At 50.1% G+C, this 26,369-nt stretch carries 29 protein-coding genes; all 29 read right to left on the bottom strand.

Annotated features, from left to right (window positions below):
- Positions 1 to 5: 5 nt before the first annotated feature.
- Entirely contained in the window at positions 6 to 2,090 is a 2,085-nt protein-coding gene (locus PAT3040_RS21320; RefSeq protein ID WP_108994311.1) for a chemotaxis protein CheA, read from the bottom strand.
- 47 nt (positions 2,091 to 2,137) lie between these two features.
- Entirely contained in the window at positions 2,138 to 3,526 is a 1,389-nt protein-coding gene (locus tag PAT3040_RS21315) for a protein-glutamate methylesterase/protein-glutamine glutaminase (RefSeq protein WP_108994310.1), read from the bottom strand.
- 26 nt (positions 3,527 to 3,552) lie between these two features.
- The gene (locus tag PAT3040_RS21310; protein WP_108994309.1) at positions 3,553 to 4,416 is read right to left on the bottom strand and encodes a MinD/ParA family protein; all 864 of its coding nucleotides are present in this window, start codon (positions 4,414 to 4,416) and stop codon (positions 3,553 to 3,555) included.
- Positions 4,409 to 5,737 (bottom strand): flagellar biosynthesis GTPase FlhF, encoded by a 1,329-nt coding sequence (gene flhF, locus PAT3040_RS21305; RefSeq protein ID WP_108994308.1) that lies wholly within the window; start codon positions 5,735 to 5,737, stop codon positions 4,409 to 4,411. Before flhF ends, PAT3040_RS21310 begins: the two co-directional genes overlap by 8 nt.
- A complete protein-coding gene (gene flhA, locus PAT3040_RS21300; protein ID WP_108994307.1) occupies positions 5,734 to 7,764 on the bottom strand; it encodes a flagellar biosynthesis protein FlhA in 2,031 nt (676 codons plus the stop codon). Before flhA ends, flhF begins: the two co-directional genes overlap by 4 nt.
- A 28-nt stretch (positions 7,765 to 7,792) precedes the next feature.
- Positions 7,793 to 8,884 carry a flagellar biosynthesis protein FlhB gene (gene flhB, locus PAT3040_RS21295; protein WP_087570959.1) on the bottom strand — a complete coding sequence of 364 codons (1,092 nt, stop codon included), beginning with the start codon at positions 8,882 to 8,884 and terminating at the stop codon, positions 7,793 to 7,795.
- Positions 8,885 to 8,901: 17 nt separating this feature from the next.
- On the bottom strand, positions 8,902 to 9,693 hold the full coding sequence (gene fliR, locus PAT3040_RS21290; protein ID WP_087570960.1) for a flagellar biosynthetic protein FliR: 792 nt from the start codon (positions 9,691 to 9,693) through the stop codon (positions 8,902 to 8,904).
- A 13-nt stretch (positions 9,694 to 9,706) separates the two neighbouring features.
- Positions 9,707 to 9,976 (bottom strand): flagellar biosynthesis protein FliQ, encoded by a 270-nt coding sequence (gene fliQ, locus PAT3040_RS21285; RefSeq protein ID WP_087570961.1) that lies wholly within the window; start codon positions 9,974 to 9,976, stop codon positions 9,707 to 9,709.
- A 21-nt stretch (positions 9,977 to 9,997) separates the two neighbouring features.
- The gene (gene fliP / locus PAT3040_RS21280) at positions 9,998 to 10,759 is read right to left on the bottom strand and encodes a flagellar type III secretion system pore protein FliP (RefSeq protein ID WP_108994306.1); all 762 of its coding nucleotides are present in this window, start codon (positions 10,757 to 10,759) and stop codon (positions 9,998 to 10,000) included.
- Positions 10,749 to 11,390 (bottom strand): flagellar biosynthetic protein FliO, encoded by a 642-nt coding sequence (locus PAT3040_RS21275; protein WP_108994305.1) that lies wholly within the window; start codon positions 11,388 to 11,390, stop codon positions 10,749 to 10,751. The genes fliP and PAT3040_RS21275 overlap by 11 nt, the downstream gene beginning before the upstream one ends.
- A 15-nt stretch (positions 11,391 to 11,405) precedes the next feature.
- On the bottom strand, positions 11,406 to 11,768 hold the full coding sequence (locus PAT3040_RS21270; RefSeq protein WP_087570964.1) for a response regulator: 363 nt from the start codon (positions 11,766 to 11,768) through the stop codon (positions 11,406 to 11,408).
- Between the two features lie 20 nt (positions 11,769 to 11,788).
- Positions 11,789 to 13,039, bottom strand: coding sequence for a flagellar motor switch phosphatase FliY (gene fliY, locus PAT3040_RS21265; RefSeq protein ID WP_108994304.1), 1,251 nt, complete (start codon positions 13,037 to 13,039; stop codon positions 11,789 to 11,791).
- Complete coding sequence (fliM, locus tag PAT3040_RS21260; RefSeq protein ID WP_108994303.1) at positions 13,029 to 14,030, bottom strand: flagellar motor switch protein FliM; 1,002 nt, start codon at positions 14,028 to 14,030, stop codon at positions 13,029 to 13,031. The genes fliY and fliM overlap by 11 nt, the downstream gene beginning before the upstream one ends.
- Before the next feature lie 34 nt (positions 14,031 to 14,064).
- A complete protein-coding gene (locus PAT3040_RS21255; protein WP_087570967.1) occupies positions 14,065 to 14,529 on the bottom strand; it encodes a flagellar basal body-associated FliL family protein in 465 nt (154 codons plus the stop codon).
- A complete protein-coding gene (locus tag PAT3040_RS21250) occupies positions 14,526 to 14,753 on the bottom strand; it encodes a flagellar FlbD family protein (protein WP_087570968.1) in 228 nt (75 codons plus the stop codon). The genes PAT3040_RS21255 and PAT3040_RS21250 overlap by 4 nt, the downstream gene beginning before the upstream one ends.
- A gap of 74 nt (positions 14,754 to 14,827) precedes the next feature.
- Positions 14,828 to 15,640 (bottom strand): flagellar basal body rod protein FlgG, encoded by an 813-nt coding sequence (flgG, locus tag PAT3040_RS21245; RefSeq protein WP_108994302.1) that lies wholly within the window; start codon positions 15,638 to 15,640, stop codon positions 14,828 to 14,830.
- A gap of 95 nt (positions 15,641 to 15,735) precedes the next feature.
- A complete protein-coding gene (locus PAT3040_RS21240) occupies positions 15,736 to 16,128 on the bottom strand; it encodes a TIGR02530 family flagellar biosynthesis protein (RefSeq protein WP_087570970.1) in 393 nt (130 codons plus the stop codon).
- Positions 16,125 to 16,622 (bottom strand): flagellar hook capping FlgD N-terminal domain-containing protein, encoded by a 498-nt coding sequence (locus PAT3040_RS21235; protein WP_373863964.1) that lies wholly within the window; start codon positions 16,620 to 16,622, stop codon positions 16,125 to 16,127. Before PAT3040_RS21235 ends, PAT3040_RS21240 begins: the two co-directional genes overlap by 4 nt.
- A 54-nt stretch (positions 16,623 to 16,676) precedes the next feature.
- Complete coding sequence (locus tag PAT3040_RS21230) at positions 16,677 to 18,053, bottom strand: flagellar hook-length control protein FliK (protein ID WP_181376760.1); 1,377 nt, start codon at positions 18,051 to 18,053, stop codon at positions 16,677 to 16,679.
- Between the two features lie 42 nt (positions 18,054 to 18,095).
- The gene (locus PAT3040_RS21225; RefSeq protein ID WP_258235090.1) at positions 18,096 to 19,007 is read right to left on the bottom strand and encodes a MotE family protein; all 912 of its coding nucleotides are present in this window, start codon (positions 19,005 to 19,007) and stop codon (positions 18,096 to 18,098) included.
- 31 nt (positions 19,008 to 19,038) lie between these two features.
- Positions 19,039 to 19,485, bottom strand: a complete 447-nt coding sequence (gene fliJ, locus PAT3040_RS21220) for a flagellar export protein FliJ (RefSeq protein WP_108994298.1) — start codon at positions 19,483 to 19,485, stop codon at positions 19,039 to 19,041.
- 8 nt (positions 19,486 to 19,493) lie between these two features.
- Positions 19,494 to 20,822, bottom strand: coding sequence for a flagellar protein export ATPase FliI (gene fliI / locus PAT3040_RS21215; protein WP_108994297.1), 1,329 nt, complete (start codon positions 20,820 to 20,822; stop codon positions 19,494 to 19,496).
- Complete coding sequence (locus PAT3040_RS21210) at positions 20,809 to 21,648, bottom strand: FliH/SctL family protein (protein ID WP_108994296.1); 840 nt, start codon at positions 21,646 to 21,648, stop codon at positions 20,809 to 20,811. Before PAT3040_RS21210 ends, fliI begins: the two co-directional genes overlap by 14 nt.
- A complete protein-coding gene (gene fliG / locus PAT3040_RS21205; RefSeq protein ID WP_087570977.1) occupies positions 21,641 to 22,657 on the bottom strand; it encodes a flagellar motor switch protein FliG in 1,017 nt (338 codons plus the stop codon). Before fliG ends, PAT3040_RS21210 begins: the two co-directional genes overlap by 8 nt.
- A gap of 11 nt (positions 22,658 to 22,668) precedes the next feature.
- On the bottom strand, positions 22,669 to 24,243 hold the full coding sequence (gene fliF, locus PAT3040_RS21200) for a flagellar basal-body MS-ring/collar protein FliF (protein ID WP_108994295.1): 1,575 nt from the start codon (positions 24,241 to 24,243) through the stop codon (positions 22,669 to 22,671).
- Between the two features lie 41 nt (positions 24,244 to 24,284).
- A complete protein-coding gene (gene fliE, locus PAT3040_RS21195) occupies positions 24,285 to 24,593 on the bottom strand; it encodes a flagellar hook-basal body complex protein FliE (RefSeq protein WP_108994294.1) in 309 nt (102 codons plus the stop codon).
- Between the two features lie 27 nt (positions 24,594 to 24,620).
- Positions 24,621 to 25,073 (bottom strand): flagellar basal body rod protein FlgC, encoded by a 453-nt coding sequence (flgC, locus tag PAT3040_RS21190; protein ID WP_087570980.1) that lies wholly within the window; start codon positions 25,071 to 25,073, stop codon positions 24,621 to 24,623.
- Positions 25,074 to 25,076: 3 nt separating this feature from the next.
- Entirely contained in the window at positions 25,077 to 25,490 is a 414-nt protein-coding gene (flgB, locus tag PAT3040_RS21185) for a flagellar basal body rod protein FlgB (protein WP_087570987.1), read from the bottom strand.
- A 220-nt stretch (positions 25,491 to 25,710) separates the two neighbouring features.
- Positions 25,711 to 26,369 (bottom strand): GTP-sensing pleiotropic transcriptional regulator CodY (gene codY / locus PAT3040_RS21180; RefSeq protein WP_108994293.1); only part of this gene is annotated, 659 nt, incomplete at its 5' end.

The following is a 26,369-nucleotide window of genomic DNA, read 5'->3' as shown; positions in this document are numbered from 1 at the left end:
CCTCCTTATTTGATCAATGCATTCGGATCGATGATAAGAGCGACATATCCGTCACCGAGAATCGTAGCCCCGGAGATGGCGTATACGTTAGTCAAATATTTGCCTAAAGTTTTAAGCACGATTTCACTTTGTCCGATAAACTCCTCGACCATGACGGCGGCCATCTTATCGCCTTTGCGAATAACGACGATCTCTGTTTCCTGCTCCTGGCTTTCGTCGTAATCCGGTGATTCCAGCACGCTGCTCAGCGATACGAGCGGAATAATGGAGCCGCGGAATTCCACCATCTGATTGCCATGCACGTTCAGAATGCCCGATCGCTTAATGATGCCCGTCTCCACAATCGAAGACAGCGGTATCGCATATTTCTCCGAGCCTAATTTAATCAGCATCGCCGAGATGATCGACAATGTCAGCGGCAGCTGAACCGAGAACTTTGTCCCTTTGCCTTCTGCGGAGGTTACCGTAACGTTGCCGCCAAGCGAAGTGATTTTCGTTTTTACGACGTCGAGTCCAACCCCGCGGCCAGAAATATCCGAGATTTTGTCGGCCGTGCTAAAGCCCGGCGCAAAGATAAGCATCTGGATTTCTTCTTCGGTCAAGTTGCGTGCCTGCTCTTCTGTCACAACACCGTTTTTGATGGCGATCTGAAGCACTTTTTGTTTATTAATGCCTCTTCCGTCTTCTTCTACCTCAATAAACACATGGTTGCCGCTGTGGAAAGCCCGAAGATGAATCGTCCCCGTTTCTGATTTTCCCGAAGCGATACGCTCCTCGACGGACTCGATGCCATGGTCGCCAGAGTTGCGAATAAGATGAACCAGCGGATCCCCGATTTCGTCGATAACCGTACGATCTAGCTCGGTGTCGGCTCCCGTAATAATAAGCTCCATCTTTTTGTTAAGCGACTTTGCCATATCGCGGACAAGTCTGGGGAAACGATTGAAAACAGAGTCAACCGGAACCATGCGCAGTTTAAGCACGATGTTCTGGAGGTCGGAGCTGACCCTCGACATATGCTCCACTGTCTCCGTTAATTCCGTACGCTTGATTTCACTCGCCAGCTGCTCCAGCCTTACGCGGTCGATCAGCAGCTCGCTAAATAAATTCATCAGCGTGTCAAGCCGGTCGATATCGACTCTGATCGTCTTGTTCATGGCTGCAGGAGCACTCTGCGGTGCAGCAGACGGCTTGCTGGAAATTTTAACACTGTCGTTTGCAAGTGGAGCAGTTGCCGATTCAGCAGCAGCAGCAGGCTTCACGGGCGCTTCCACGGCAGCTGCCGCTGGAGCGCTTGTCAATGAGGCGAGAGTTTCGGCATCCAGAGGCGTTACCGTTACAGAAGAAATCTCGGAGATATTCATGATCTGTTCGTACAGCTGTTCGGCCGTTAGTGTGGAAATCGTAAATACAGTGAACGTTCTGTCGAATTTCTCTTGCTCGAGATCCTGTACCGAAGGTTCGGACTTTACAATTTCTCCGTTGCTCTCCAGCAAATTAAAGACCATATAGGACCTCGCTGCTTTGAGAACGCAATTCTCGTCAACGCTAACTTGTACGTAATAAGGCTGATGTCCGGCCTCCATGGATTGCAGAAGAATCGAGGATTGGAATTGGTCGAGAAGCACGCCGCCCGATGCTTCTCCCCCTCCGGCATTCGCTGATGCCGACGGAGCCGCTGCAGTCGAAGCGGCCGCCTGCGACTTATAATCGCCCTTCAGGATGCCTTGCAAGGAGGCGACAATAGAAGTGACATCCGCTTTGCCTGTCCCTCCGCCCACGATGTCTTGTACCATGGCCTCCAGAGCGTCCAAACCTTTGAACAACGTATCGAAGATAAAGCTGTCCATCTTAAGCTTGCTATTGCGGACAAGATCCAGTACATTCTCCATTTCGTGAGTAAGAGCCGCCAAGTCCTCGAAGCCCATTGTCGCCGACATGCCTTTGAGCGTATGGGCGGATCTGAATATCGACTGCACGATACTAAGATCCTCGGGATTGCCTTCCAATTGAAGCAGATTTTCGTTCAAGGATTGAAGATGATCGTTAGATTCGTCGATAAACATGGACAGATAAGCATTCATATCCATTCACATGCACCTCCTGGTAGGATGATCGTTCGTTCTCCGTTTATCAATTAATTTTTTGCCACGGCCTTCACAAGCTGAGAAGAAATTTCTCCTAGCGGAAGTACATCCTTGACATAACCGCCTTCAATCGCACATCGCGGCATTCCGTACACCACGCAGGTTTCCTCTGATTCAGCAATCAATGAAACGGCGCCTTGCTCTGCCAGCACCTTCATTCCCTTTGCACCGTCACTGCCCATGCCGGTCATAATGACCGCATGTATGCTCAGCTCGCGGAACGACGCCAGCGATTCGAACATAATGTCCACGGAAGGCCGGTGACCGTTCCGTTGAGGCTGTAGCCCAAGCCGAATGACGTATCCGCCGTCTTGCTTCGCCAGCTCCAGATGATAACCCCCTGGCGCGATATAGACCTTCCCTGGCTGAACAGCCATCCCTTGCTCCGCTTCTACTACTGTGAGCTGACTGAAGTTATCCAGCCTTTGAGCGAGCGACTTTGTAAATTTGGGCGGCATATGCTGCACGACAAGCACCGGGGCCGGAAAGTCGGCAGGCAGCGAGCATATGACTTCATGAAGCGCTCTTGGACCTCCGGTAGACGTTCCGAGCGCTACGAGATGTCGGAAGGCTCCGGCTGGTCTCGGTTGAACTTCGGACTTTAAAGGAGGCGCTGATCTGGCGGCCGGCTGCCGGGTTCCATCCAAAAGCTTGGAGCCTTTTGTATTCGGCTTGCCGGCTGCTTGGCCCCCTTGCTCCACTATGGCCGTTTCCGTCCTCTTTGCAGAACTTTGAGACGTTGGAGCAGGCCGGGTTACTTGGACATCGCCGCCAATATCGTCTAGTGGTTTGACGGATTTGGACTTGGAGGAATCCAAGCCGGCTTTCTGAAGCGAATGGTTCGCCGCTCTCGTCTGACGGGCTTTGCGCGCCTCATCCTGGACTTTGTCTAACCGCGGGTTCAACCGCTCATTATGTATGATGGGTTCGCTCTTGGACGCGAGCTCTTGCCTTTGCAACAACATTTCCTTGCTAGTCTTGACGTATGCCGCCGTTCGAAGCTTCTCGAGCAATTGTTCTCCAACGGCAAGAATATCATCGGAACCAATGCCCGAAGGCTTGCGAATGAAATCGAATGCGCCGAATTGCAACGCCTTGATCGTATCGCGAGTGTTATCCTCGCTAATGCCGGACAACATGATGATTGGTCTTGGATTGTCCTTCATAATGAATTGCAGCGCTTCGATTCCATTCATTTGGGGCATCTCCAGATCCATCGTCACGACATCCGGTTGATGCTCTCTGACAGCGGCGATCGCCTCCATCCCGTTGGATGCGGTCGCCGCAATGGTGAATTGTTTGTCCCGCACGATGAGATCACTTATAATCGTACGCATGAACGCCGAATCGTCCACGACCAGTACGCGATAAGGAGCCATTTGCATCCCTCCTCAACAACAAAGGACTACCTTGCTAGTCTGAATAATTTAGTTATAAATCCTTTGACGCCGCCGTTCCCGGAAGCCGTTGCCGGAATATCCATATAAGCCTCCGCGATTCGGCTAAGCGCGATCGCTGCTCCGCTGTTCGGATATGCAATCAGGAACGGGATTTGCCTTTTAACTGCTTTGGAGACATGAGAGTCATCCGGGATGGTGCCCAGGGAAGGCAGCTCCGAATGAAGAAACCGACTGGCGACTAAACTGATCTTCTCAGCTGTCTCTTTTCCCTCCCTGGCATCGGAAGCACGATTGACGATTAGCTTAAACTGTGCGTCAATGCCCATCGATTTCACCATCTTAATCAGAGCATAAGCGTCAGTAATCGAGGTCGGCTCCGGTGTTGTAACAACAATCGTTTCTTGAGCCGCGGCGATAAATCTGACCGTCTCCTTCGACAAGCCCGCACCTGTGTCGAACAAAATGACGTCATATTCGCCATGCAGCTTCTCGACCTCGGTTGCGAATCGATTAATTTGCTCCGATGAAAGCTCGAGAAGATCGCGGAATCCGGAGCCGCCTGCGATATAATGGATCCCTTCGACGCCGAGTTGGATAATATCCCAGATCGTTTTCTCCTGTTTGAGCAGATGATAGAGACTGTAAGTAGATGATGTTCCCATCAGGACGTCGATATTAGCCATTCCGATGTCGGCGTCGAAGATGAGCACTTTTTTGCCTTGACGCTTAAGCGCAAGCGCGAAATTCAGACTGAAGTTTGACTTCCCGACTCCGCCTTTCCCGCTAGTAACTGTAATAATCCGGGTATTCGCACGATGGTTCTCTTGCTGCTTGACCAAATACCGCAAAGCTTCTGCCTGATCATTCATGTGCAGGCTCTCCTAACAAAAGAGATACGTATGCATGGCAATCGAATCTGCTAATATCGTCAGGCACGTTCTGACCGCTTGCGAGATAGGTTGGATTAAGCTCCATATTCATAACCAGATTAAAAATCGCACCGTATGCAGACGTTTCATCCAGCTTCGTAAATAGAATCTTCGAAACGCCGAACTTCTTGAACCGATCTGCGATGGCAACCATATCAGCCGTCTTGCCCGTAAGACTAACGACAAGAATCGTCTCGCTAGGTTCAAAAGTCTGCAGCAGGCTATTTACCTCGGACACGTGAAGCTCGCTGCGGAAGTTCCGGCCTGCCGTATCCATCAGGATCAGCTCTTGATCACTCAGGGATTGATACGCCTTGGGCAGATCCATTGGAGAGAATACTACCTCTAAAGGTACATTCAAGATGTTAGCGTACGTTCGCAACTGATCGACTGCGGCAATTCTGTAAGTATCGGAGGTAATAAAACCTACTTTGCGTCCATGCTTGATCTTGTATTCGGCGGCAAGCTTTGCGATTGTCGTTGTTTTGCCGACTCCGGTCGGACCGACAAAATGAAGCACCGTCGCATCCTCGCGAATACCGCTAAGGCAATAAGGCTGCATCCATTCCTGAAGCTGGATCGCGGCTCTGCGCCATGTCTCGTCATAAGAGAATGCGGTGCCCTCCTCTTTTTCGGCCTCCGTTAAGGTTTCAATAAGACGTTCGCTCCAGACAGGATCTAACTCTTGCAGACTCAATCGATCCTTAAGCGCATGAATGGATTCGGACAACCGTTTTTGCGACTGGCTTTCCCTGGTTAACTTCACCATGTACTCTCGCAGATCGCGAATCTCATTAATGATGAATTGCTCCTTGTCCATCCGGAAACGGGATTGAGGCGACTCCATTTCGTGTTGCGGTTTTTCTGGATGTTTAACTGCCGATAGCGGTCTCGTTTCAGATGTGGCTGCAACCGGCTGTTTTTGATCTTGGTAGGCAGATGTTACGTTCGGGCGAGCTTGCTGCATGGGCAAAGGCTCCAATGTAGCGGTAGCTGCCCCCGAGCGTTTGGCCGTCTGCAAAATTTGTTCCACCATGGCAGACACTTCCGGCTGGACAGGCCGCTGCGGCGGATCCTGCTGTTTCACTGCTCCAGTCTCGACAGCCGCAATGACCTCCATCTTTTTTTTGCGAAACATGCCGAGAAACCCGCCGACTTTGACTTCCTTCGTCTCGAGAATAACAGCATCATTGCCGAGATCTGTGCGAATCTGCGAAACCGCTTCAGGTAAAGCGTTGACCAAGTACCGTTTCACCCTCATAGATTCACCACTCCTACGCTCTGGACTTCAATGTTAGGCTCAAGCTCGCTGTAGGACAAGACAGGGACTTCTTGCATGGTGCGTTCAATAATTTGTCTCAAATACATGCGAATCGTCGGAGATGCCAACACGATTGGTTGTTGTCCCGACTGAATCTGCCTGCTGACATGTTCGCCGATCTTTTGATAAATTTGCTGGGTTGAGATGGGATCGAGCGCAATGTAACTGCCTTGATCGGTCTGCTGCACGGATTCCGCGATTTTTTTCTCCAATTGCGGCCCTACCGTAATCACTCGCAGCGTATCCCCGCCAGGAGAGAATTGCTGGGTAATTTGGCGTGACAGCGACTGTCTTACATACTCTGTCAAAATGTCAGGGTCCTTCGTATATGAGCCATGATCGGCAAGAGCCTCAAATATGGTGACCAGATCCCGTATCGACACCTTCTCCTTAAGAAGCTTGGAGAGAACCTTCTGTACGTCACCAATGGTCAGAATGGAAGGAATGAGTTCGTCGACAAGCGCAGGGTACGATTCCTTGACATTTTCGACAAGCATCTTCGCCTCTTGACGACCGATAAGCTCATGCGCATGCCGTTTAATGATTTCCGTAAGATGTGTCGCGACAACCGACGGCGGATCAACGACCGTATAGCCGGACAGCTCTGCCCGCTCTTTCATCGCTTCGTCAATCCAGATGGCCGGCAGACCAAATGCCGGTTCGATCGTCTCGATGCCGATGACCGAATCATCCTCGAAGCCCGGACTCATCGCCAAGTAATGATTCAAGAGCAAGTCTCCTCTTGCTACGGTATTTCCTTTGATCTTGATGACGTACTCATTCGGTTTTAATTGAATGTTATCGCGGATTCGGATGACCGGTACGACGAGCCCAAGCTCTAATGCGCACTGCCTGCGGATCATAATGATCCGGTCGAGAAGATCTCCGCCCTGCTGCGTATCTGCGAGCGGAATTAATCCGTAACCGAATTCGAACTCGATTGGATCCACTTGCAGCAAGCTGATCACGCTTTCCGGGCTTCGCACCTCTTCGATTTGCTGCTCTTCTACAAGCAGCTCTTCCTGCTCTTGTTTTTTGGTGAGGCGCTTCTGCATCACATATGCCCCGATTGCCAAAATAATCGCATAGGGCCATGTCGTAAATATACCGATTGGCGTAAGGCCAAGCACCGCGATGGTTCCGGCTGCGATATACAGCATCTTGGGATACCGAAGCATCTGGCCTGTCAAGTCATCCGCCAAAGTGCCTTCCGAAGCCGCTCTCGTCACAATAAGGCCGGCTGCGGTGGAGATAAGCAAAGCCGGAATTTGCGCGACCAGCCCGTCGCCGATGGTCAGGATCGAAAAAGTTTCCAGGGATTCGCCGAAACTCATTCCATGCATGGCCATACCGACGATAAAGCCGCCAATCAAGTTGATGATCAATATGATGATTGTTGCAATAGCATCGCCCTTGACAAATTTACTGGCACCGTCCATGGCGCCGTAGAAGTCGGCTTCCTTCTCGATTTTGGACCGGCGCTCGCGAGCTTGCTGTTCGTTGATGAGGCCGGAGTTCAAATCCGCGTCGATACTCATCTGTTTGCCAGGCATCGCATCCAGCGTAAACCTCGCGGCAACCTCTGCAACCCGCTCCGAGCCCTTCGTAATGACGATGAACTGAACAACGACGAGAATCAGGAAGACGATGAAACCAATTGCGACTTCCCCGCCGCCTACCCAGCGTCCGAAAGTCTCGATCACTTCGCCCGCTTCGGCATGCGTTAAAATGCTTCTTGTCGTGGATACGCTTAGTGCCAGCCGGAATAATGTAGTAACGAGCAGGATCGCCGGGAAAATCGAGAAGTCCAGCGCTTCCTTCGTATTCATCGCGACTAACAAAATCATGAGCGCAATCGAGATATTCAAGATCAACAACAAGTCGATAAGGAAGATCGGGATCGGGATAATCATCATGAGCACAATTCCAATAATGCCAAGTATGATAAATAAATCTTTTGGTTTCATGATGGCGCCTCCTCCCGCGGTTTATCGTTTATTTGGTTCTGCCCTTCAATTTATACACATGCGCCAGCACTTCTGCCACAGCCTGGAACAGATCGTTCGGAATAACGTCTCCAATCTCTGCCCTTTCGTACAGCGCTCTTGCCAGCGGCTTATTTTCCATCGTTATGACGCCATTTTCCTTGGCGATTTCCTTAATTTTCAGAGCGACATGATCCATCCCCTTCGCGATAATCGTCGGCGCTTCCATCTTGGATGCGTCGTATTTGAGTGCAATGGCAAAGTGAGTCGGGTTCGTGATGACGACATCGGCTTTGGGCACTTCCTGCATCATGCGTTGAATGGCCATCTTCCGTTGACGTTCACGAATCCTTCCTTTGACGAGGGGATCACCTTCCGATTTCTTATATTCATCTTTAATGTCTTGCTTTGACATCTTAATGCTTTTCTCATGCTCGTATTTCTGATACATATAATCCAGAAGAGCAAGTATTACCAATACCGAGCCAATCTGGATCCCAAGCTTTATGGTTATTCCGGCTGTGAAGCTAAATACGGATTGGATCGACAGCGAAGACAAGGCGAGCAGGTTGTTCCATTCCCGCGAAATCGCCATATATACCAAAATACCGATAATCGTTACTTTCAAAATGCTTTTCAAAAATTCAACCAAACTTCTCATGGAGAAGATTCGCTTAAACCCTTCAATAGGATTCAGCTTGGAGAGCTTCAGCTTCAACGGATCTCCGGTCAACAGGAAGCCGAACTGAGCCACGTTGCCGATAATGCCGACCAACATCGCGATAGCGAAGATCGGAAGTAAAAACAACAACGATTGCCATAACAGATTCATGAACAATTCGGTCACATTTTCGGTCGTTAACTCCAGCAACAGCCAATCCTGAAAAATACCGCCGAACAGTCCTATAATCTTGGTCTTGTAATAGCTGCCCAGCATCAAAAACGAAGCGGAAACGAATAAGAGAATAAATGCGCCGGGCAAATCGGAGGATTTGGCCACCTGGCCCTTCTTGCGTGATTCATTCCGCTTTTTGGGCGTCGCTTTCTCCGTCTTTTCCTGACTGAACAATTGCAAATCCAGCTTTAAACGATAAGCTCGCAAGGTAATCGGCCTCCTGCCTACTCAACTGGCGGTCCTTGTACGATTCCGAGCAAGTGTTCCAGCGAATCGAACATAATAGCGAACAGCTTTTCGAATAACACCGCCATCCCGGGCAATAACAACATCAATAGAATCAAACCAATGATAATTTTTAACGGGATGCCGATGACAAAAATATTGAACTGCGGAGCTGTTTTGACCAGGAAGCCGAGCCCCAGGTCCGTCAGAAACATGGCGACGACAAGCGGTGCTGCCACCTGCAGTGCAAGAAGGAAAGTATTGCCGAACGTACGAGTCAAAAAGTCGGTAACGCCGCCCTCCATGATTCGGGCAAACAAGTCGTTCGTTAGAGGCAGCCACTGGTAGCTGTCCATCAATCCCGTCAATAAATAATGATGGCCATTCATCATTAAAAATACGACCAGCATGAGCATATACTTGAAGTTTCCCAATAGGGGCGATGAAGCTCCGGTATGGGGATCAACAACGTTAGCCATCGCAAACCCGATTTGCATATCCATAATGGAGCCCGCGGTTTGGACAATCATAAAAAATAAATAAACGACAAACCCCAGCAATATGCCGATCAACATCTCTTGAATGAGGACGAGTATGTATTCCGCGTTCGTAACGATGGATTGCTCCATCCCATAGGTCATAAATACGATGAAGGAAATAAAAAATCCGATACCAATCTTGAACACATTCGGCACGCCTCGCGAAGAAAAGACAGGCGCAATGACGAAAAATGCTGTTATTCGACAAAAAATAAGCAAAAAAATAGGAAACCCTTGAACGATTGCATTCATCCGCATTCACAACCTAACCGATGTAATGATGAAGATTGTTCAGCAGCCGGTATGTGAAGTCGACAACCGTATTCAGTATCCATGGTCCGAAAACAATGATGGAGACAAAAACAGCGACAATCTTGGGAACAAAAGCGAGCGTCTGCTCCTGAATCTGGGTCGTCGCCTGAAAGACGCTGATTAACAAACCAACAACCAAGGCGAGGACCAGCATTGGAGCGCTGGCTTTCAGAACCGTATACACCGCTTCGCCGGCTAATCCGATGACGAAGTCAGCACTCATGAGCATTACCCTCCTGTGGCATCATGTGTTGAAGCTGAGCAGCAACGACTTGACGATCAGATACCAGCCATCAACAAGCACGAATAAAAGCAGCTTGAACGGTAACGAGATCATGATCGGCGGCAGCATCATCATCCCCATCGCCATTAAGGTACTGGCGACAATCATGTCAATGACCAGGAACGGGATAAATATCATAAAGCCCATCTGGAAAGCTGTCTTGAGTTCGCTGATGGCATAGGCCGGAATCAACACAGTCAGCGGAATATCTTCGTACGAAGACGGTTTTTCTGTCTGCGTGTAATTCATGAACAACAATAAATCTTTTTCGCGCGTATGGGCGAACATAAATTTTTTCATCGGCTTGGCCGCTTCTTCGAACGCTTGCGTTTGTGTAATCTCGCCCTTCAGGTATGGCTGAAGAGCAACCTCGTTTACTTGCCCGAATGTAGGCGCCATGATAAAAAAAGTAAGGAACATGGCAAGACCGATCAATACCTGATTCGGCGGCGTCGTCTGAGTGCCAATTGAAGTTCGAACGAATCCAAGCACGATTACGATCCGAGTAAAGCTGGTCATGAGCACCATGATTGCCGGCGCGATGCTTAGTACCGTAATAATAAGCAGCAACGACAGCGCGCTGGTGCCGGGCGCTTCTCCATCCCCCCCGTTATTGCCGATATTAATCGAAATATCCGGCAACGGCTCCGCGAAAGTCTGACTCTGAAGCAGTAATGATAGCAGCAGAACGGCGAAGAAAGACACCCATTTCTTATTTTTCATCGTCCATCAACCGTTCATTCTTATTTTGTTTGTTTAGCAAGCTTTCCAATTGTTCCTTTCGATCGCTCTGCTGAGAAAGCTTGCTGTTCAGCAATTGCTGAAAGGATGCCGAATCGTTCCAACGTTCGTCCTTAGGTTGTTTCTCTTCTTTGTCGCCGGTGCGCCAGCGTCTGACCAACGAAACGATATCCTTTGGCGCCCACGTGACTTCGGCTTGCTTCTCCATTGCGGCGATGACTCTCTCGACTTGTTCGGGATCGTCTATTTTATCGAGCAGCGTAATGGAATTGCCGACGCCAACAATGTAGATGCTGCCTGCAATCTCAACGACTTGCATCGAGCTGTTTTGACCAAGAGCAATGCCGCCCATTGAACGCATGGAGCGACTCGCGCCCCAAGATCGACTGCGACTCGACAGCCACTTGATCACGACCACGATTAGAGTAATCACGATCGCAAGAGAAATGATCACCCAAACGAGTCCACTGAGAAACTCTCCGGGCTCCGAACCGGAAAAGGGTTCGGGGATCTCGTTGCCGGCGCCGCTCTCCCCGAGCTTGGCTGCGGCAACCCCCGGTAAAACGGACAGGCCTGCCGCGGCCAACACAGCGGTTCGTAGTTGTAATTTCATAGCGTTGCTGATGCCTTATCCCAGCGTCTTCTTAATCGCTTCGATAACACGATCCGCTTGAAATGGCTTGACGATAAAGTCCTTCGCACCAGCTTGTATCGCATCGATGACCATCGCTTGTTGACCCATGGCGGAGCACATGATGACTTTGGCATTGCCGTCCATCTTTTTGATCTCTTTAAGTGCGGAGATCCCGTCCATCTCGGGCATTGTGATGTCCATCGTAATAAGATCCGGTTTCAGTTCCTTGTATTTCTCCACCGCTTGCGCGCCGTCCTGCGCCTCTCCTACTACCTCATAGCCATTTTTCGACAAAATATCGCGAATCATCATACGCATGAAAGCTGCGTCGTCAACGATCAGAATCCGGTTTGCCATGTTCATTTCCTCCTAGGATGTTATTGTAATTTTTGAATACGGTCCCATTGGCTGACGATGTCCGTGACACGCACGCCGAAGTTCTCGTCGATGACAACAACCTCGCCTTTTGCGATTAGTTTGTTGTTGACGAGAATGTCGACCGGTTCGCCGGCTAGCTTGTCCAACTCGATAATGGAGCCTTGGGACAGTTCTAGAATATCCTTAATTTGCTTCTGGGTTCTACCTAATTCTACAGTGACCTTCAGCGGTATGTCGAGCAATAAATTTAGATTTGTGTTGTCTTGTGGTACAAAAGACGCATTGTTAAAGTTCGCAAACTGAACGGGCTGAACATTGACGTTGCGATTAAGTCCTTGCGGATGGGCCGAAGGTCCCGGATAACCCGTTTGGTTGTCGTAGCCTGCTGCGGGAATCCCATACCCTCCAGCATTCTGCATAGGCGGTGCGGCCTGCATCGGAGGCTGAATTGGTGGCGCCATCATCGATGCTGCAGCAGCTGATTGCTGAATGGCTGCTTGCTGCTCTGCTTCCGCCGTTGCTTTGGCTGGTTCGGAAGCTGCAGGCTCCGGCAGCTCGGCATCCCCCATAAGCGTCGACACCATTTGTTTGGCGAAGGATACGGGCAGAAGCTGCATGATTGTCGAATCGATGAGATCGCCAATCGTCAAGTGGAAAGAGATTTTAATAAACACGTCCACCGGAGGCAGATGTCCCATTCCGTCGCCCCGATTGACATCAAGGATGTCGATGCCAGGCGGAGAAATATTAACAAAACGGTTAAAGATGGTCGACATGGAGGTTGCCGAAGAGCCCATCATCTGATTCATCGCTTCCTGAACGGCACTGATATGAATTTCGTTTAATTCACCGGCTTCGACAAGTCCTTCTCCGCCTAACATCAAATCCGCAATGACTTGAGCATCCTTCGTGCGAATGACCAGGGAGTTGATTCCTTCGAATCCGTCCACATATTGCACGCTGACCGCTACATGGGGTTTCGGGAAAATATCGCCCAGTTCCTCGCGTCTGACCAACGTAACTTGAGGTGTTGTAATTTCTACTTTCTTACCCAGCAGCGTCGACAACGCCGTTGCCGCGCTCCCGAAAGTAATGTTGCCGATCTCGCCAAGCGCATCCTGCTCCAAAGAAGACAAGAAGTCCGATAATTGAACTTCATTGGAAGGAAGCGCAATCTCTTCAGGTTCATTAGAGGACTGACGAAGTAGGGCGTCGATTTCCTCTTGTGATAAATAATCTTTACTCATCATGTAATTCATCCGCTCCTTCGCTTACAATTTCGTCAATCTGAACGGCTAACCGATCTTTGACCGAGCCTGGACTTCCGATAAACTTCAGCTTGTCCCCTACCTTAATTCGAAGACCATCCTCAACCGATTTATTAAGGGACAGCACATCGCCAACGCCCAGCGACAAGAACTCCTGTATCGTAATTGACGATTCGCCTAGCTCGGCGATGATGGGAAGCTTCGCTTTGCTCACGCGCTGCTCCAGAATTTCCACTTCTTCCGGAATCCGTTCTTTTTTCTGAGAAACAAACCAATGATGCACAGAAAGTCTTGCCATAATCGGTTCTAACACGACATGCGGGATACATAAGTTGATCATGCCGGTTGTATCGCCGATCTTCGTACTGAACGATATAAGAGCGATCGTTTCGTTAGGGGATACGATCTGCATAAATTGCGGATTGGTCTCCAACGCCTCCAGCCTGGGCGAAATATCGATAATCGTCTTCCAGGCCTCTTGCAGGCTTTCGAACGTTCTCGCGAAAATTCGTTCCATAACGGTTGTTTCAATCTCGGTTAAATTGTTTATTTTGGATGGAGCGATACCCTGTCCGCCCAGCATGCGGTCCAACATCGCATAAGCAACGTTCGGATGGACCTCCAGCACCATTCGCCCTTCGAGCGGTTCCGCTTCGAAAATATTGAGAATCGTCATCTTCGGAATGGAACGAATAAACTCGTCATAAGGCAATTGCTCCACGTCCACGACGTTGATCTGGACAAAGGTACGAAGCTGCGCCGAGAAATAGGTTGTCAAATATCGCGCGAAGTTTTCGTGAATGCGAGTCAAGCTCCGGATATGGTCCTTCGAGAACCGCACGGCCCGTTTGAAATCGTACACGCTGACTTTTCGCGTAACCTCTTCCTTCTTCAAATCCTCCGCGTCCATCTCGCCGGAAGACAGCGCAGCTAGCAGGGCGTCGATCTCGTTCTGCGATAATACATCAACCAATTCTCTCACCTCCTTCGAGGAAATCGCCTATAAGTTATAGTTCTGTAATAATGAAATCCGTAATTTCGACTTTAATCAGCTTGCCTTTCGGCAGGGCAGGATTAATCAAGTTAAGAAGCTTAGATTCAAGCGCGTCTTCTCCCTGCGACCCATTTAATTCTTCTGCGGTTGTATCGGCGAGAGTGCGGCTGATCATAGGCTTGATTTCAATTTCGAGCAGCTTGTCAAAATCCTCTTTCGTCTTTTTCGCGTCGAGCTGGAACGCAAAGCTGATAATCACAACTTTCTCTTGATCTTTCAGATTGCGGCGAAAATCATTGAGTTCGGCTGTCACCTCGACACGCTTATCGGCCGATAGCTTTTCGATTTCGACCGGCTCCTTGTTCGCTGCTGTACTGGCTGGATCGTTAAACAGCGAACGGAACAAAATGATGGATACAATGGCGATAAGCGTAATAGATAACAAGATCGTTATTAACCAAGGCAACATTTTTTTCATGACGTAGGACCCTCCGTTTGATCACTCTTTTGGGCCGCCGCGACGAGGCCGATTGTTTGAAGAAACTGCTGATTCAGAAGCAGCAGCTCGGAAGACTTTTCCTTCACCACCAGCTTCTTGCCTGTCGTGAGCGTGATCACGGTATCAGCAGCCTCTTCAATCAATTCAATGAGAAGCGCATTAATAACAACTTTGGTTCCATTCAATCGCGTTACGGTAATCATCAGCTACCCCCTTGCTATGTAGGAGGAGACCGCTAGGAACGGCCTCCCGAATTAGCTTGCTATTATTCTAAGGTTTAACGTTTCAAGTTAACGACTTCTTGCAAAATTTCGTCAGAAGTCGTAATAATTCTGGAGTTCGCCTGGAATCCGCGCTGCGCAACGATCATCTCTGTAAACTCCGCCGTCAGATCGACGTTGGACATCTCCAGCTGACCGGAAATAATGGCGCCCGTGCCGGTCTCTGCGTCATTCGCCGTCAACAGATCGAATTCGCCGTCCGGATTGGCATTTACCGTCATCCGGTACAAGTTGCCTCCAAGCTTCTCGAGGCCGCTTGGATTGACGACCTTGGCGATCCCGAGCTGAGCCACCTCCACTTGGCCGTCAACCGTCACGCCGATAATCATACCGTCTTGGCTGATAGAATAAGCCGTAACTTCTTCATCAAGCACGATAGGAGCACCGCCGCTATCCAGAACGAACATGCCGTCGGACGTAACCAGCTGCCTGGCCGAGTCAAGAGTGAAATTGCCTGCGCGCGTCAACAACATTTCGCCATCAGCACCGGCCGATACTACAAAAAATCCATCCCCGTCGATACGAAGGTCATTCGGTTGATTCGTCGTCATGGCGCTGCCAGCCGTGTGTATCGTATCAATCGACCCGATCGATACGCCAAGTCCGATCTGTCTGGCATTAACACCGCCACGCTCTCCTTCTTCCGGCGCGGTAACTCCGGCTACCGTCTGGCTAAGAATGTCCTGAAACATGACACGGCCCGCTTTGAAGCCTACCGTATTTACGTTTGCAATGTTATTGCCGATAACGTCGAGCTTCGTTTGGAACCCTCTCATGCCGGACACGCCGGAATACATCGATCTTAACATGGCTCTATTCCTCCATTGGTTCAAATAATGTCGATCATTGCTCCCTCAGTCGCTTCAATCGGTCCACGACCAGGCTTCCTCAAAGAGGTCCAACCTTAGTTCAAAATGATCGCGCTGTCGATTTGTGTAAATACGTTGCTTTTCATTTGATTACCGTCAAGCGCCGTTACAACTGTTCGGCTCGGAACGTTTACGATCATGGCGATATCGCGGTAGACGATCAAAGAATCCTTGGCGCCTTTGGATGCGGCATCGTCCACGGCCTGCATGATTTGAGTCAAAGAATCGGGCTGCAGCTTAATGCCTCTTTGCTCCATTCTCGTCTCGGCATGATGACTGAACTTTAATACTTTGGATTCCAGCAAATCGCGGAATTCCGTAGATACGGGTTTTCCCTGTTGATGGGTATGGGTTTTATCCGCCTTCTCAAGCTGAATAGGCGTCGTTTTGATCGGAAACAGATGACCGATTTTTATCCTATCGCTCATGGCGTTTCCTCCCCTGCGCCATCCTCTTCCACAGGGTCCTTGGCCTCAATCTCCGTATCCGAGATCGCAACGACATAATCCAGCGCTACCTCTTTATCGCCAGACTTGGCGTACAATAGGCCATCCCTGGACAAAATGGAATCCACTTGTCCCGTCATCGAGATGACGTTGCCTTGTTCGTTGTATTCGTACCATTCTATATGTTTGCCGATCAGGCTCGAAGCGGAGCCGATGCTCTGACGCATTAACGAGAGCTCTCCCGCCATGTTCATCAGCTGCTCGACGGAAGTAAATTGCGCCATCTGCGCAATAAACTCTTTATCTTGCATAGGCTGCATTGGATCCTGATTTCTTAATTGCGTAACGAGAATGGACAAGAACTGATCTTTGCCAAGTGTGTCGGTCGACTTCTTGTTCGCCGCAGCCTGCACGTTGGATTTATCGTAGTTGGGCCATACCGTTCGGGTGGACACAGCATCTGACAATTTCCTCACCTCCATCCTTCCAAACATAGATTAGATTGCAAACTCGCAAATGAAGTATTGTATTTATGCCTTTTCGTTAATCGATCTGCCAAAGCCTAACCCCTGTATAGCGGCTTGCTCCACCATCTCCGTCTCAAAAGCATTGTCCCTCACGCGCTCGTCTTCGCGGAAACCTTGACGGTCACCGGATTGTCCGCTGCCATTTTGGCCATTGCCGAAGTGCTGATTGGAGAGTTGAGCTGCGGAGCTGCTTTGAGTGACTTCCAGCTTCTCCACGTTAAGACCTTGCGCCTGCAACGCAGCTCGCAGCTGAGCCATCTGATTCTCGAGCATATCCTTGGCCATTGCATTATCGGCTTGGAACAGCGCGGTCAACAGACCGTTCTGCATGGAAATCTTAACGTCGACTTGTCCAAGATGCTCCGGGAACAGCATAAGCTTTGCTTCGGTAACACCGTTTAATGCCCGGATATCGAACTTCTGCACGATGAGGCCTTCCATCGTTTCTGCGAAGTCATCGGCGAGCACGAACGACGTCGGTGCTGCGGACTTGGTTAGCAGCGATGCAAATTCCCGAACGTTATCAGGCCCCACGAACGGAAGCTGAACGGGCTGTGCCGGTTCCGATGAGCTTGCTCCGACTTCCGCTTGAACCAAAGTCTCGGTAAACAAGGCTTTTTGTTCCGCGATTGCTTGTATGTATGCAGGATGCGCGGTTTGACGGCTCATTCGTTGAAGGTGGACAAGCGCTTCATTAGAACCGGACTGCTGAGTGACCAGCCACTCGGGCGTCTCGCTGGTTAAGGCTTGCTCTAAAGGCTTTGTTTTAGCACCCTCGAGCTTGGAGGCGATAGCTCGCAGCTGCTCACCGACGAAGGCAAGCGGATCCTGACCCTGCACTTGTTTAAGAGGTCCTTGCTGCAATTTCGTTTGCAGCCCAAGCAAAGCGTCCTGAAGACTGCTCTTCACGTTTAACGCCGCTTCCCGAATGCTGATTGTTTCTTCCGCCAACCCCGCTTGCAGCTCAGCTTGCGGCTGCAGTCGTACAATCGGAGCGCCTAAGAGCGCGAGCAAGGCGTTTAAGCTTTCCATTGCGCCAGTCAGCTCAATCAAGTCTTGCTCGGACAGCGTCTCGTCGTCTTGCGCGTTCTCGCCCAGGCTGTCGATCAATCCGTCGATAGCGGCCATCAGCTCCTCCAGCGTCGGCGTCGGCAATTCGCTCTCGGCTTCTGCAAGAGCTGACAGTCCGGCTATTGCCGACACAAGTGAAGATTGTTGATCTGCAACCTCTTCTCCCCCGGATTGTCCAGCGATGTGATGAACCAACGTTCGTTGAAAACCGGCGGCCGTGTTTCCAGCCTGTCCTTTAGATGCACCTTGCGATACGGCGGCTGTTGTCTGAACTGAAGCTGCTACAGCGCTGTTAATCATCATTTCCATTGTATTTTCACCTCCTTTCCGATCCTCGTCCATCCATACCGCCTATGTGCCTGGCAACAGCTTTGTCACGATCGTAGCGGTGGCCGCTTCATCCTTTTTCGACATTTCGCTTAAAATGCCTGATCTTGCCGTATCGCTTACTGAGTTGAGGATACGAATCACTTTGCTTGGGCTGATGTCCTTCATTTTCAGAAGCATTTCACCGGCGCTTTTTGCATCCATCGTTTCGAAGGTTGCGCTCAGCTGTTCTTGATTAAGCGTGGAGGAAACCGTTGTTTCTTTTTCGCCTGCCTGCTCGTTCACTCTTGCTTGCAAAGCGGCGATTTGGAGATCCTTTACTTCAACGTTATCCTTCAATTTAACCGTAGCTTCCGCCGCAATCCTTGGATCCATCTTCTCCATAATTTTCACGCGATCATCCGAACGCATGGATGCGAACAACAACACGATTTCGTCAATATTCATGTTTTGTACGATCGGGGCTGCTTTGCTAGGGGTCATCTTCGAGAACATACTCGCAAGTTCTTCTATCTTGGCGGTATACTGCTCAGCTTCCAGCAGCTCCTGTTCGGTCAGCTGCTTGAGCTGCGCATTTTCGTCTTCGAGACCTTTTACGGCTTCCTCCTGGTTCGAAGCCGTCGCGTTAGCGGCCGCCAGCTCCGCCTTCACTGCGGCAAGCTCCGTTTCCAGCTCCTCGATCTTCTCGCTCATCTTCTTGTTGCGGATGGCATCATCGTCCATCGAGTTTTCTGATATCTTAGGCTCCGGCAACACCTCGCGCAAGATCGGCACGGAATTGCCGACCTGCAGAGCCTTATTGCGGAATTCCACATCGAATATCGCATATAATACGCCTAGCAATACCACGACGAACAAGATCGGTATCATCAGAAACATAAATCGTTCAAATCCGTTATAGCTTTGTTTTTCTGTACCTGTTTCCGCCAATTCCACTCACTCCCTCTGCCGGCGCAAACGCATGTTCTTATGGGGTTGGCATCATGAATCGGACGGTGGCCATTTCATCCAGCTCGTTCTGCTCCTTCAATTGCAGAGCATGACGGAATCGATCCCAGGCATGATCCTTCGCCTTAAGCCACACCTTCTCATCCTTTACCTTGTCCGCGAGTCGCGACCGGCTGTGCTCAACAACCCGTTCGGCTTGCAGCACGTCCAAACGTTTTTTGTCGATGCACGTCTGCAAGTGTTCAAGGTATTCTCCGATGATCCGTACTTCGGATAACGGCATGACCTGCTGCGCGGATTGTTGTAACTTCTCTTCCCATTCCTCTTTCGCCAGCACCAACTCGCGAAGCGACATCTCCTGAACGGACAATGCGCTCAGCGCGTCAGACAACAGCCATTCGGCCTGAGTCTTCTGGCTGGTCTTCAGGTCGACTACTTTTTGGAACGAATAATGGAAGGTTGCCACTTCAGCGTTCAGCTCCTGTCAAAATGCTCTATCAATTGCGATTGCGCTTCGCTGAGCGTTACCTTCTCGGTCGTTTTCTGCTTAGCGAATGCATGAATCGTTTCGATTGCTTCGATCGCTTTATCAATTTCTTTGTTAGATCCAACTTGATACGCCCCAATATTGATCAGGTCTTCCGAATCTCTATAGATAGCAAGAAGTCTTTTCAGTTCATTCGCGGCATCCTGTTGCTGCTCCGTCACGATTTCCTTCATGACACGGCTGACAGAGGCAAGGACGTCGATCGCGGGAAAATGTCCCTTGTGGGCCAAATGCCGGCTCAATACGATATGACCGTCCAGAATGCCCCTTACCGCGTCCGCGATAGGTTCGTTCATGTCATCGCCGTCCACGAGGACGGTATAAAACGCCGTAATGGAGCCGCTTGGTCCCGTACCCGCACGTTCCAGAAGCTTGGGAAGCGCTGCAAAGACAGATGGCGTATACCCTCTTGTTGCAGGCGGCTCGCCAATGGCAAGACCAACTTCGCGCAGCGCCATGGCGTAACGCGTTACGGAGTCCATCATCAGCATGACGTTTAATCCGCGGTCACGGAAATATTCGGCGATAGTCGTTGCAATCAAAGCGCCTTTCATTCGGATGAGAGCGGGTTGATCGGATGTTGCCACTATGACGACAGATCGCGCGAGACCTTCGGGTCCGAGATCCTTTTCGATGAACTCTAGCACTTCCCTGCCGCGTTCGCCGATAAGGGCGATTACATTGACATCGGCCGAGGTATTTCGGGCAATCATTCCAAGCAATGTACTTTTGCCTACGCCCGAACCAGCAAATATACCGACGCGTTGTCCTTGACCTACGGTAAGCAAACCATCGATTGCTCTGACACCAATGCTGAGCGGCTCCGTCACGCGCGGACGATTTAACGGATTGCTTGGCTCGTTGTGAGTGGAATAATGCTGCATACGGCTTGGCAGGAAACTTCCGTCGAGCGGATTGCCTAATCCGTCAAGCACTTTCCCCAGCAGCTCCGAACCAACTTGAACCGTGAGCGGTTTGCCCGTTCCGACAACATCGCAGCCTGGGCTTATGGCATGAAGATCGCCAAGCGGCATCAGAATGACCTTGTTATTTCTGAAGCCAACGACCTCGGCCTTAAGCGGCTTGGCCGATTTGGACGGATAGATATAACACAAGTCGCCGATACTCGCATCCGGACCTTCCGACTCCACCGTCAATCCGATAACTTGAGTCACTTTGCCGTTGACGCGGACAGGATCAAGCGGTCTTAGATGCTCTAAATATTTGTGAATATCAAGCGATCTACTCCCAGTCATTTGGTTCACTCCGTTCTTCGCCGCGCTGGTGAGCCAGCTGGAACAGCTCGCGCTTGATCTCGGATAACTGGGTATCGATTCTCGCATCTATGCTGCCGTAAGCAGAGCGTATGACGCAGCCATTGTCCTTAACCGTCGAATCCGGCAGGATATGAAGCTCGGCCTGCGAATCGATCGCGGTATGCAGCTCTTCCCTTGATGCCTGAACGAAAGCCAGCTGGGAAGGTGCGACGCAGAGCGTGATGACGCCTTGCTCTCTTCTGCGGGAGAGCGACTTTCGAATTAAGTCGACTGCCATACCTGGAGCCGAAGCCAACTGTTGGCCAATAATCTTCTCGGCTATGGCCACGCTGAGCTCGACTAGAAACGGCTCGGCTTCCTGTATAATCTGTTCGCGCATGGAGTAAGCGCTTTTTAACACTTCGGCCGCTTCCGACAACCGGGATTCCCAGCTCTGCTGCAACTGCTTAACAGCCTCCGCGGATCCCTCGCCGAACCCTAGCTCGTAGCCTTCCGCCCGGGACGCTTCGAATGCGGCCTCGTCCTCGGATCGTTTCTGAAGCCACCAAACGTCGATCTGTTGCTCCGCTTCGCCCAGCATCCGTTCGCATTCCTGCGATGTTTCGCGAAGCCTTTCTTCTGCAAACGATTCGGCATCGGACAAGATTTGGTCCCGCAATGCTATCGTCTCTTGATCCGGCTGCCAGGAATCTGTTTCTCCCTGCTGAGCGGGATCGACAGCCGCAGCCGCATAAGGATTGGACCACTGAAGCCGTTTGAGCTGCTCCAATGAAATAACGCTGGAGGATTTGATCAAATTAGACAATGATATCATCTCCTCCGCCGCGCGCGATAATAATTTCACCCGACTCTTCTAACCTGCGAATCGTAGCGACGATTCGAGTCTGGGCTTCTTCAACATCACGCAGCCGGACAGGACCCATAAATTCCATCTCTTCCTTGAACGATTCGGCCATCCGCTTGGACATGTTGCGGAAGATGGCCTCGCGCACTTCTTCGCTCGCCACTTTGAGGGCCAGCTGCAGATCCGCGTTCTCGATATCGCGAATGATACGCTGAATGGAACGATTGTCGATATTGACGATGTCTTCGAATACGAACATCCGTTTTTTGATTTCTTCGGCCAGCTCCGGATCCTGAATCTCCAGCGCGTCGAGGATGGTGCGTTCCGTTCCACGGTCGACTCCGTTAAGAATCTGCACGATGGAATCAATGCCGCCGGCATTCGTGTAATCCTGCGTAACCGTAGCAGATAACTTCTGCTCAAGCACGCGTTCTACTTGCGAGATAACCTCAGGCGAAGTACTGTCCATCAACGCGATTCTTCGTGCGACATCCGCTTGTTTGTCCTGCGGGAGCGACGATAAAATTTGGGACGATTGCTCCGATTGCAGGTAGGACAAGACGAGCGCGATCGTTTGCGAATTCTCGTTTTGAATAAAGTTGAGAATTTGTGCCGGTTCCGCCTTCCTTGCGAAATCGAATGGTCTCACTTGCAACGTAGCTGTCAGGCGATTGATAACGTCCTGCGCCTTTGCTTCTCCGAGCGCCTTTTCGAGAATTTCTTTGGCATAAGAGATCCCGCCCTGCGAGATATACTCTTGCGCCAGACATATTTGGTGAAACTCGCTTAGAATCGTCTCGCGATCACCGCTGTCTACTTTGCGCACATTGGCGATTTCCAACGTAAGCTGCTCAATCTCGTCCTCTCGCAAATGCTTGAATATTTGCGCCGATACTTCAGGTCCGAGCGTAATGAGCAAGATGGCTGCTTTCTGGCGTCCGGATAAGCCTTGCATCATGTTTTTGGACATTTATGGCACCTCTATTCGTCTACAAGCCAGGTGCGAAGAAGATTGACGAATTCGTCAGGCTTGCGTTTGGCGAGTGTTTCAAGATTTTTGCGAGCTTGACTGTCGTTGTTGACACTGTCCAGATCAAGCGTCGGATATTCCACTTTCGTCGACACCGGAGCCATTTCGACTTCTTCAATCTCCGCTTGCTTGCGTCTGCGGTTTAACAGGAAGACAAGTCCGCCGATAAGCGCGAGCGCGGCTGCACCCAGTCCAATTGCCCAACCTGTCGATAAACCGGATTTCGATGCGGCTGATGGGTTCTCTGCAAAAGTTCGAGCGATTAATGAAACCTTTTTACCCATTAATACGTCATCATTAACATCTTGACCCGAACCTGCAAGTTGACCGCGAACGACTGTAGTCAAATAATTGGTAATGTCTGTCCTTGCATTTTCGTCCTCTAATTGTGCAGCTTCAATGCCGATACTAATTGATAAGTCCTCCAGGACGTAAGGTCCCGATTCAATGTTGTTTTTGATACGGTCATAATCGTAATTCGTAACTTGCGAATTGGTTTCCGAGGAGTTCGCACCTTGTGAGCCTGCTTCATATCCTGGGATGTCCGTCTCGCCTGTACCGGCTACTCCGCCAGCGGGAGTCGATGATCCTGTTGAACTGGAGTTGTCAATATGTTCGCTCACCTTGATCCCGTTGTTGTCGTTGTCAGCCAGCGGTCGAACGAGGTTCTCTTCCGTCCTGCGTTTATCGAAGTTCATGGAGCTGGCGACGCTGACTACGAGGTTGTCGGAGCCAACGATAGGTCCTAAGAACTGCTGAATTTCTTTTTTGAGACTAGTTTCGTATTTGTTTTGAATCTGAAACTGCATATCTACCGCATCTGCGCTGCCTGTGCCTGCTCCCCCGACTACGGAGGAGATCAATTCGCCTTGCGGACTCGAAATCGTAATATCTTCGATCGCGAGATCGGATACGGTGGATTTCACGAGATTGTAGTAACCATCAATTTCCTTCTGCGATGGACGGTAGCCCGACGTAAATTTCATGACGATCGCGGCAGTTGCCTGCGGTTCGTCGGCCGCTGTCAAGAATACACTTTCCTCTGGCCGATTTATGAGCACCTTGGAGCTCTCCACGCCTTGAAGTCCGTTAAGGAGCTTCTGCACCTCGCCGTTCAGAGCCGTTTGGTAAATGACATCGAATTCGTTCTGCGTCTTGCCGAATTGAGATGCGCTATTGCTGAACACTTCGAAACCGATAGATCCGTTTTGAACCAATCCTTGCGATCCTACATCGACTTTAACTCTGGATGCAACCGCGCTCGGTACCGAAATGCTGCTGCCATTGCTGCTGAGCTCGTATGGAATGCCGTTTCCGTCCAAATAATTCATAACGGCTGCGGCATCAGTTGCGTCCATATTTTGAAACGCGAGCTCATATTCCGTCCTGGTGAACACTATCGTTAACAGAATGACCGTTAACAGCAATCCTCCTATCGACGCCCCCAACCATATTTTTTGTCTTTTGCCCATCTGGCCCCAGAAACCACTGAGCCTGCCGCGATAGTGGGCGATTCTCTCGTTCACGTTGTCACCTCACCCAATACTATGCTGATCATATTGCAGGATTAAAGTTGCATCCGCATCATTTCCTGGTAAGCTTCTACCACTTTGTTGCGGACCTGTGAGGTCAATTGCAAACCGAGTTGTGCTTGCTCCGAAGCAATTAGCACCTGTGTCACATCCACCTTGCCGGCGAGGAACTGGTCATTCAACGCATGCACTTGTTTTTCTTGATTGCTTACGCTATCCAGAGCAGTTTGCAGATATTGTCCAAAGGACTGCGTTAATTCCGCAGGCGTAGCTTCTTTAACGGGTTTCGCTCCAGCGATGGCTTGGGATGGTGCAATAGGCCCTAGCTGCATCGATTGAATCATGAATTTCCCTCCCTGTTGTTGTTAGCTCTAAGCTCTTCCGATCTCCAGCGCCTTGACGAACATGGCTTTAGTCGCATTAATAGCTGTTACGTTAGCCTCATAAGCGCGCGATGCGGAAATCATATCGACCATTTCTTTAGCAACATCGACGTTAGGCATATGTACGTACCCTTGCTCGTCCGCATCTGGGTGCGAAGGATTATATACAAGCTTGTTCGGTGTTTGATCTTCCTGAATACGCGATACCCGGACACCGGACACATTTTCTTTTCCGCCCATCTGCCCCGCTAGGAGGGACGAAAACGATTGTTGCGTCGGCTCCAGCACGACCAGCTTTCGCTTGTAAGGTTCGAACTTCCCATTTACGTAGCTTCCCCTGGTTACTTCGGCATTGGCGATGTTAGAAGAGATAACGTCCATTCTCATGCGTTGTGCGGTTAAGGCGGATGCGCTAATATCGAATCCGTTAGATAGTTTCACTTTCTATGCCCTCCCGTCGATTCCTGTTCTTAACATTTTCAAATCGTGGTTAATTTGTTGGATATAGAAGTTATAGCGTAGTTGATTTTTGGCGAGCAGCGACATTTCGCGATCCACGTCGACATTATTCTGGTTGTTGTTCATGGATGTCGAATTATCGATTATCACTTGCGATGCAGGAAGATTTGAAGAATTCGTTCCGATCGGGATATGTCTGGCATCCGTTGTTTTTCCGGCAAGACTGCTGACCGAATCCCCCATCGATTGCTCCAGCAGCTCTTCGAACAGCATCTCGGAGCGTTTGAAGTGTGGCGTTTCTGCATTTGCAATGTTATTCGATATGACTCGTTGTCTAGCTTCAGCGGTGTACAAAGCCGCTTCCATGCGTCCAAATGCCGCACCATTCAACAATTTCACTTTTCGTTTCACCACTTTCGCTATGAAAATCATAACTTACCTATTCAACAACATGCCTCTCATTCCTTCTTCATTCGACAAATAAATATTAAAAAAATGAGACGTTCGTGTCGTTTTTTGCTACCACGAATATCTTCTTCAATTTCCTAAATTATTACAATGAGAAAAAAGCCCTATCTTTGATGAAAGATAGGACTTACGTGTACTTTTGGAACTAGGACTACGATTTGATCTTTTTCAATTCTTGCAAAAGTTGGTGGTTCAGGATTCGGATGTAAGTTCCTTTCATTCCCAAGGACCTGGTTTCGATAACCCCTGCGCTTTCGAGCTTGCGCAGAGCGTTGACGATAACCGATCTGGTTATGCCGACACGATCGGCAATTTTGGAAGCGACAAGCAAGCCTTCCTTCCCGTCCAGCTCCTCGAAAATATGCTCTACCGCTTCCAGTTCGCTGAACGAGAGCGATCCGACGGCTACAGCAACAACCGCACGGCTTCTGACTTCCTGCTCGATCTCGTCCGCTCGTTCCCGCAGGATCTCCATTCCGACTATCGTGGAACCATACTCGGCAAGCACCAGATCGTCATCATCGAAGGCTCCGGTCTGACGAGTCAGTATCAACGTACCTAGTCGGTCCCCTCCTCCCGTAATTGGAACGACTGTCATGACTTCATGACTAGTTAATTTGGAGAACGTTTCCATTATTCCGGGATACAGTTCAACATTTGTAAGAGACTCTGCCGTGTCAAGGAAACGGAGGTTGCTCTCCGAGCTGAACCGGAGCTCGTCCGCCGATAAGGAACGGATATAATCGTGATCATATACGTCAACGGCTGCGCAGCCTAAAATTTTGCCTTTGCGGCTGACGACGAATACAT

It is taken from the genome of Paenibacillus agaridevorans (assembly GCF_003112455.1).
Classification (GTDB): Bacteria; Bacillota; Bacilli; order Paenibacillales; family Paenibacillaceae; genus Pristimantibacillus; species Pristimantibacillus agaridevorans.
Note: the sequence above shows the minus strand (reverse complement) of the source record. Positions and strands in the feature narration are given on the sequence as shown.

Coding starts and splice junctions, on each gene's coding strand:
- fliR (WP_087570960.1), bottom strand. CDS start 9,693: ATGAATGCAATCGTTCAAGGGTTTCCTATTTTTTTGCTTATTTTTTGT.
- PAT3040_RS21310 (WP_108994309.1), bottom strand. CDS start 4,416: ATGAATGATCAGGCAGAAGCTTTGCGGTATTTGGTCAAGCAGCAAGAG.
- fliG (WP_087570977.1), bottom strand. CDS start 22,657: ATGTCCAAAAACATGATGCAAGGCTTATCCGGACGCCAGAAAGCAGCC.
- fliP (WP_108994306.1), bottom strand. CDS start 10,759: ATGAAAAATAAGAAATGGGTGTCTTTCTTCGCCGTTCTGCTGCTATCA.
- PAT3040_RS21270 (WP_087570964.1), bottom strand. CDS start 11,768: ATGGCAAACCGGATTCTGATCGTTGACGACGCAGCTTTCATGCGTATG.
- flgG (WP_108994302.1), bottom strand. CDS start 15,640: ATGTTAAGATCGATGTATTCCGGCGTGTCCGGCATGAGAGGGTTCCAA.
- PAT3040_RS21240 (WP_087570970.1), bottom strand. CDS start 16,128: ATGAGCGATAGGATAAAAATCGGTCATCTGTTTCCGATCAAAACGACG.
- PAT3040_RS21250 (WP_087570968.1), bottom strand. CDS start 14,753: ATGATTACCGTAACGCGATTGAATGGAACCAAAGTTGTTATTAATGCG.
- fliY (WP_108994304.1), bottom strand. CDS start 13,039: ATGATGAGTAAAGATTATTTATCACAAGAGGAAATCGACGCCCTACTT.
- flhA (WP_108994307.1), bottom strand. CDS start 7,764: ATGAAACCAAAAGATTTATTTATCATACTTGGCATTATTGGAATTGTG.
- PAT3040_RS21320 (WP_108994311.1), bottom strand. CDS start 2,090: ATGGATATGAATGCTTATCTGTCCATGTTTATCGACGAATCTAACGAT.
- flhF (WP_108994308.1), bottom strand. CDS start 5,737: ATGAGGGTGAAACGGTACTTGGTCAACGCTTTACCTGAAGCGGTTTCG.
- fliI (WP_108994297.1), bottom strand. CDS start 20,822: ATGACTGGGAGTAGATCGCTTGATATTCACAAATATTTAGAGCATCTA.
- fliQ (WP_087570961.1), bottom strand. CDS start 9,976: ATGAGTGCTGACTTCGTCATCGGATTAGCCGGCGAAGCGGTGTATACG.
- fliE (WP_108994294.1), bottom strand. CDS start 24,593: ATGATTCAATCGATGCAGCTAGGGCCTATTGCACCATCCCAAGCCATC.
- PAT3040_RS21315 (WP_108994310.1), bottom strand. CDS start 3,526: ATGGCTCCTTATCGCGTACTGGTCGTGGACGATTCGGCGTTCATGCGT.
- PAT3040_RS21230 (WP_181376760.1), bottom strand. CDS start 18,053: ATGGAAATGATGATTAACAGCGCTGTAGCAGCTTCAGTTCAGACAACA.
- PAT3040_RS21275 (WP_108994305.1), bottom strand. CDS start 11,390: ATGAAATTACAACTACGAACCGCTGTGTTGGCCGCGGCAGGCCTGTCC.
- PAT3040_RS21255 (WP_087570967.1), bottom strand. CDS start 14,529: ATGAAAAAAATGTTGCCTTGGTTAATAACGATCTTGTTATCTATTACG.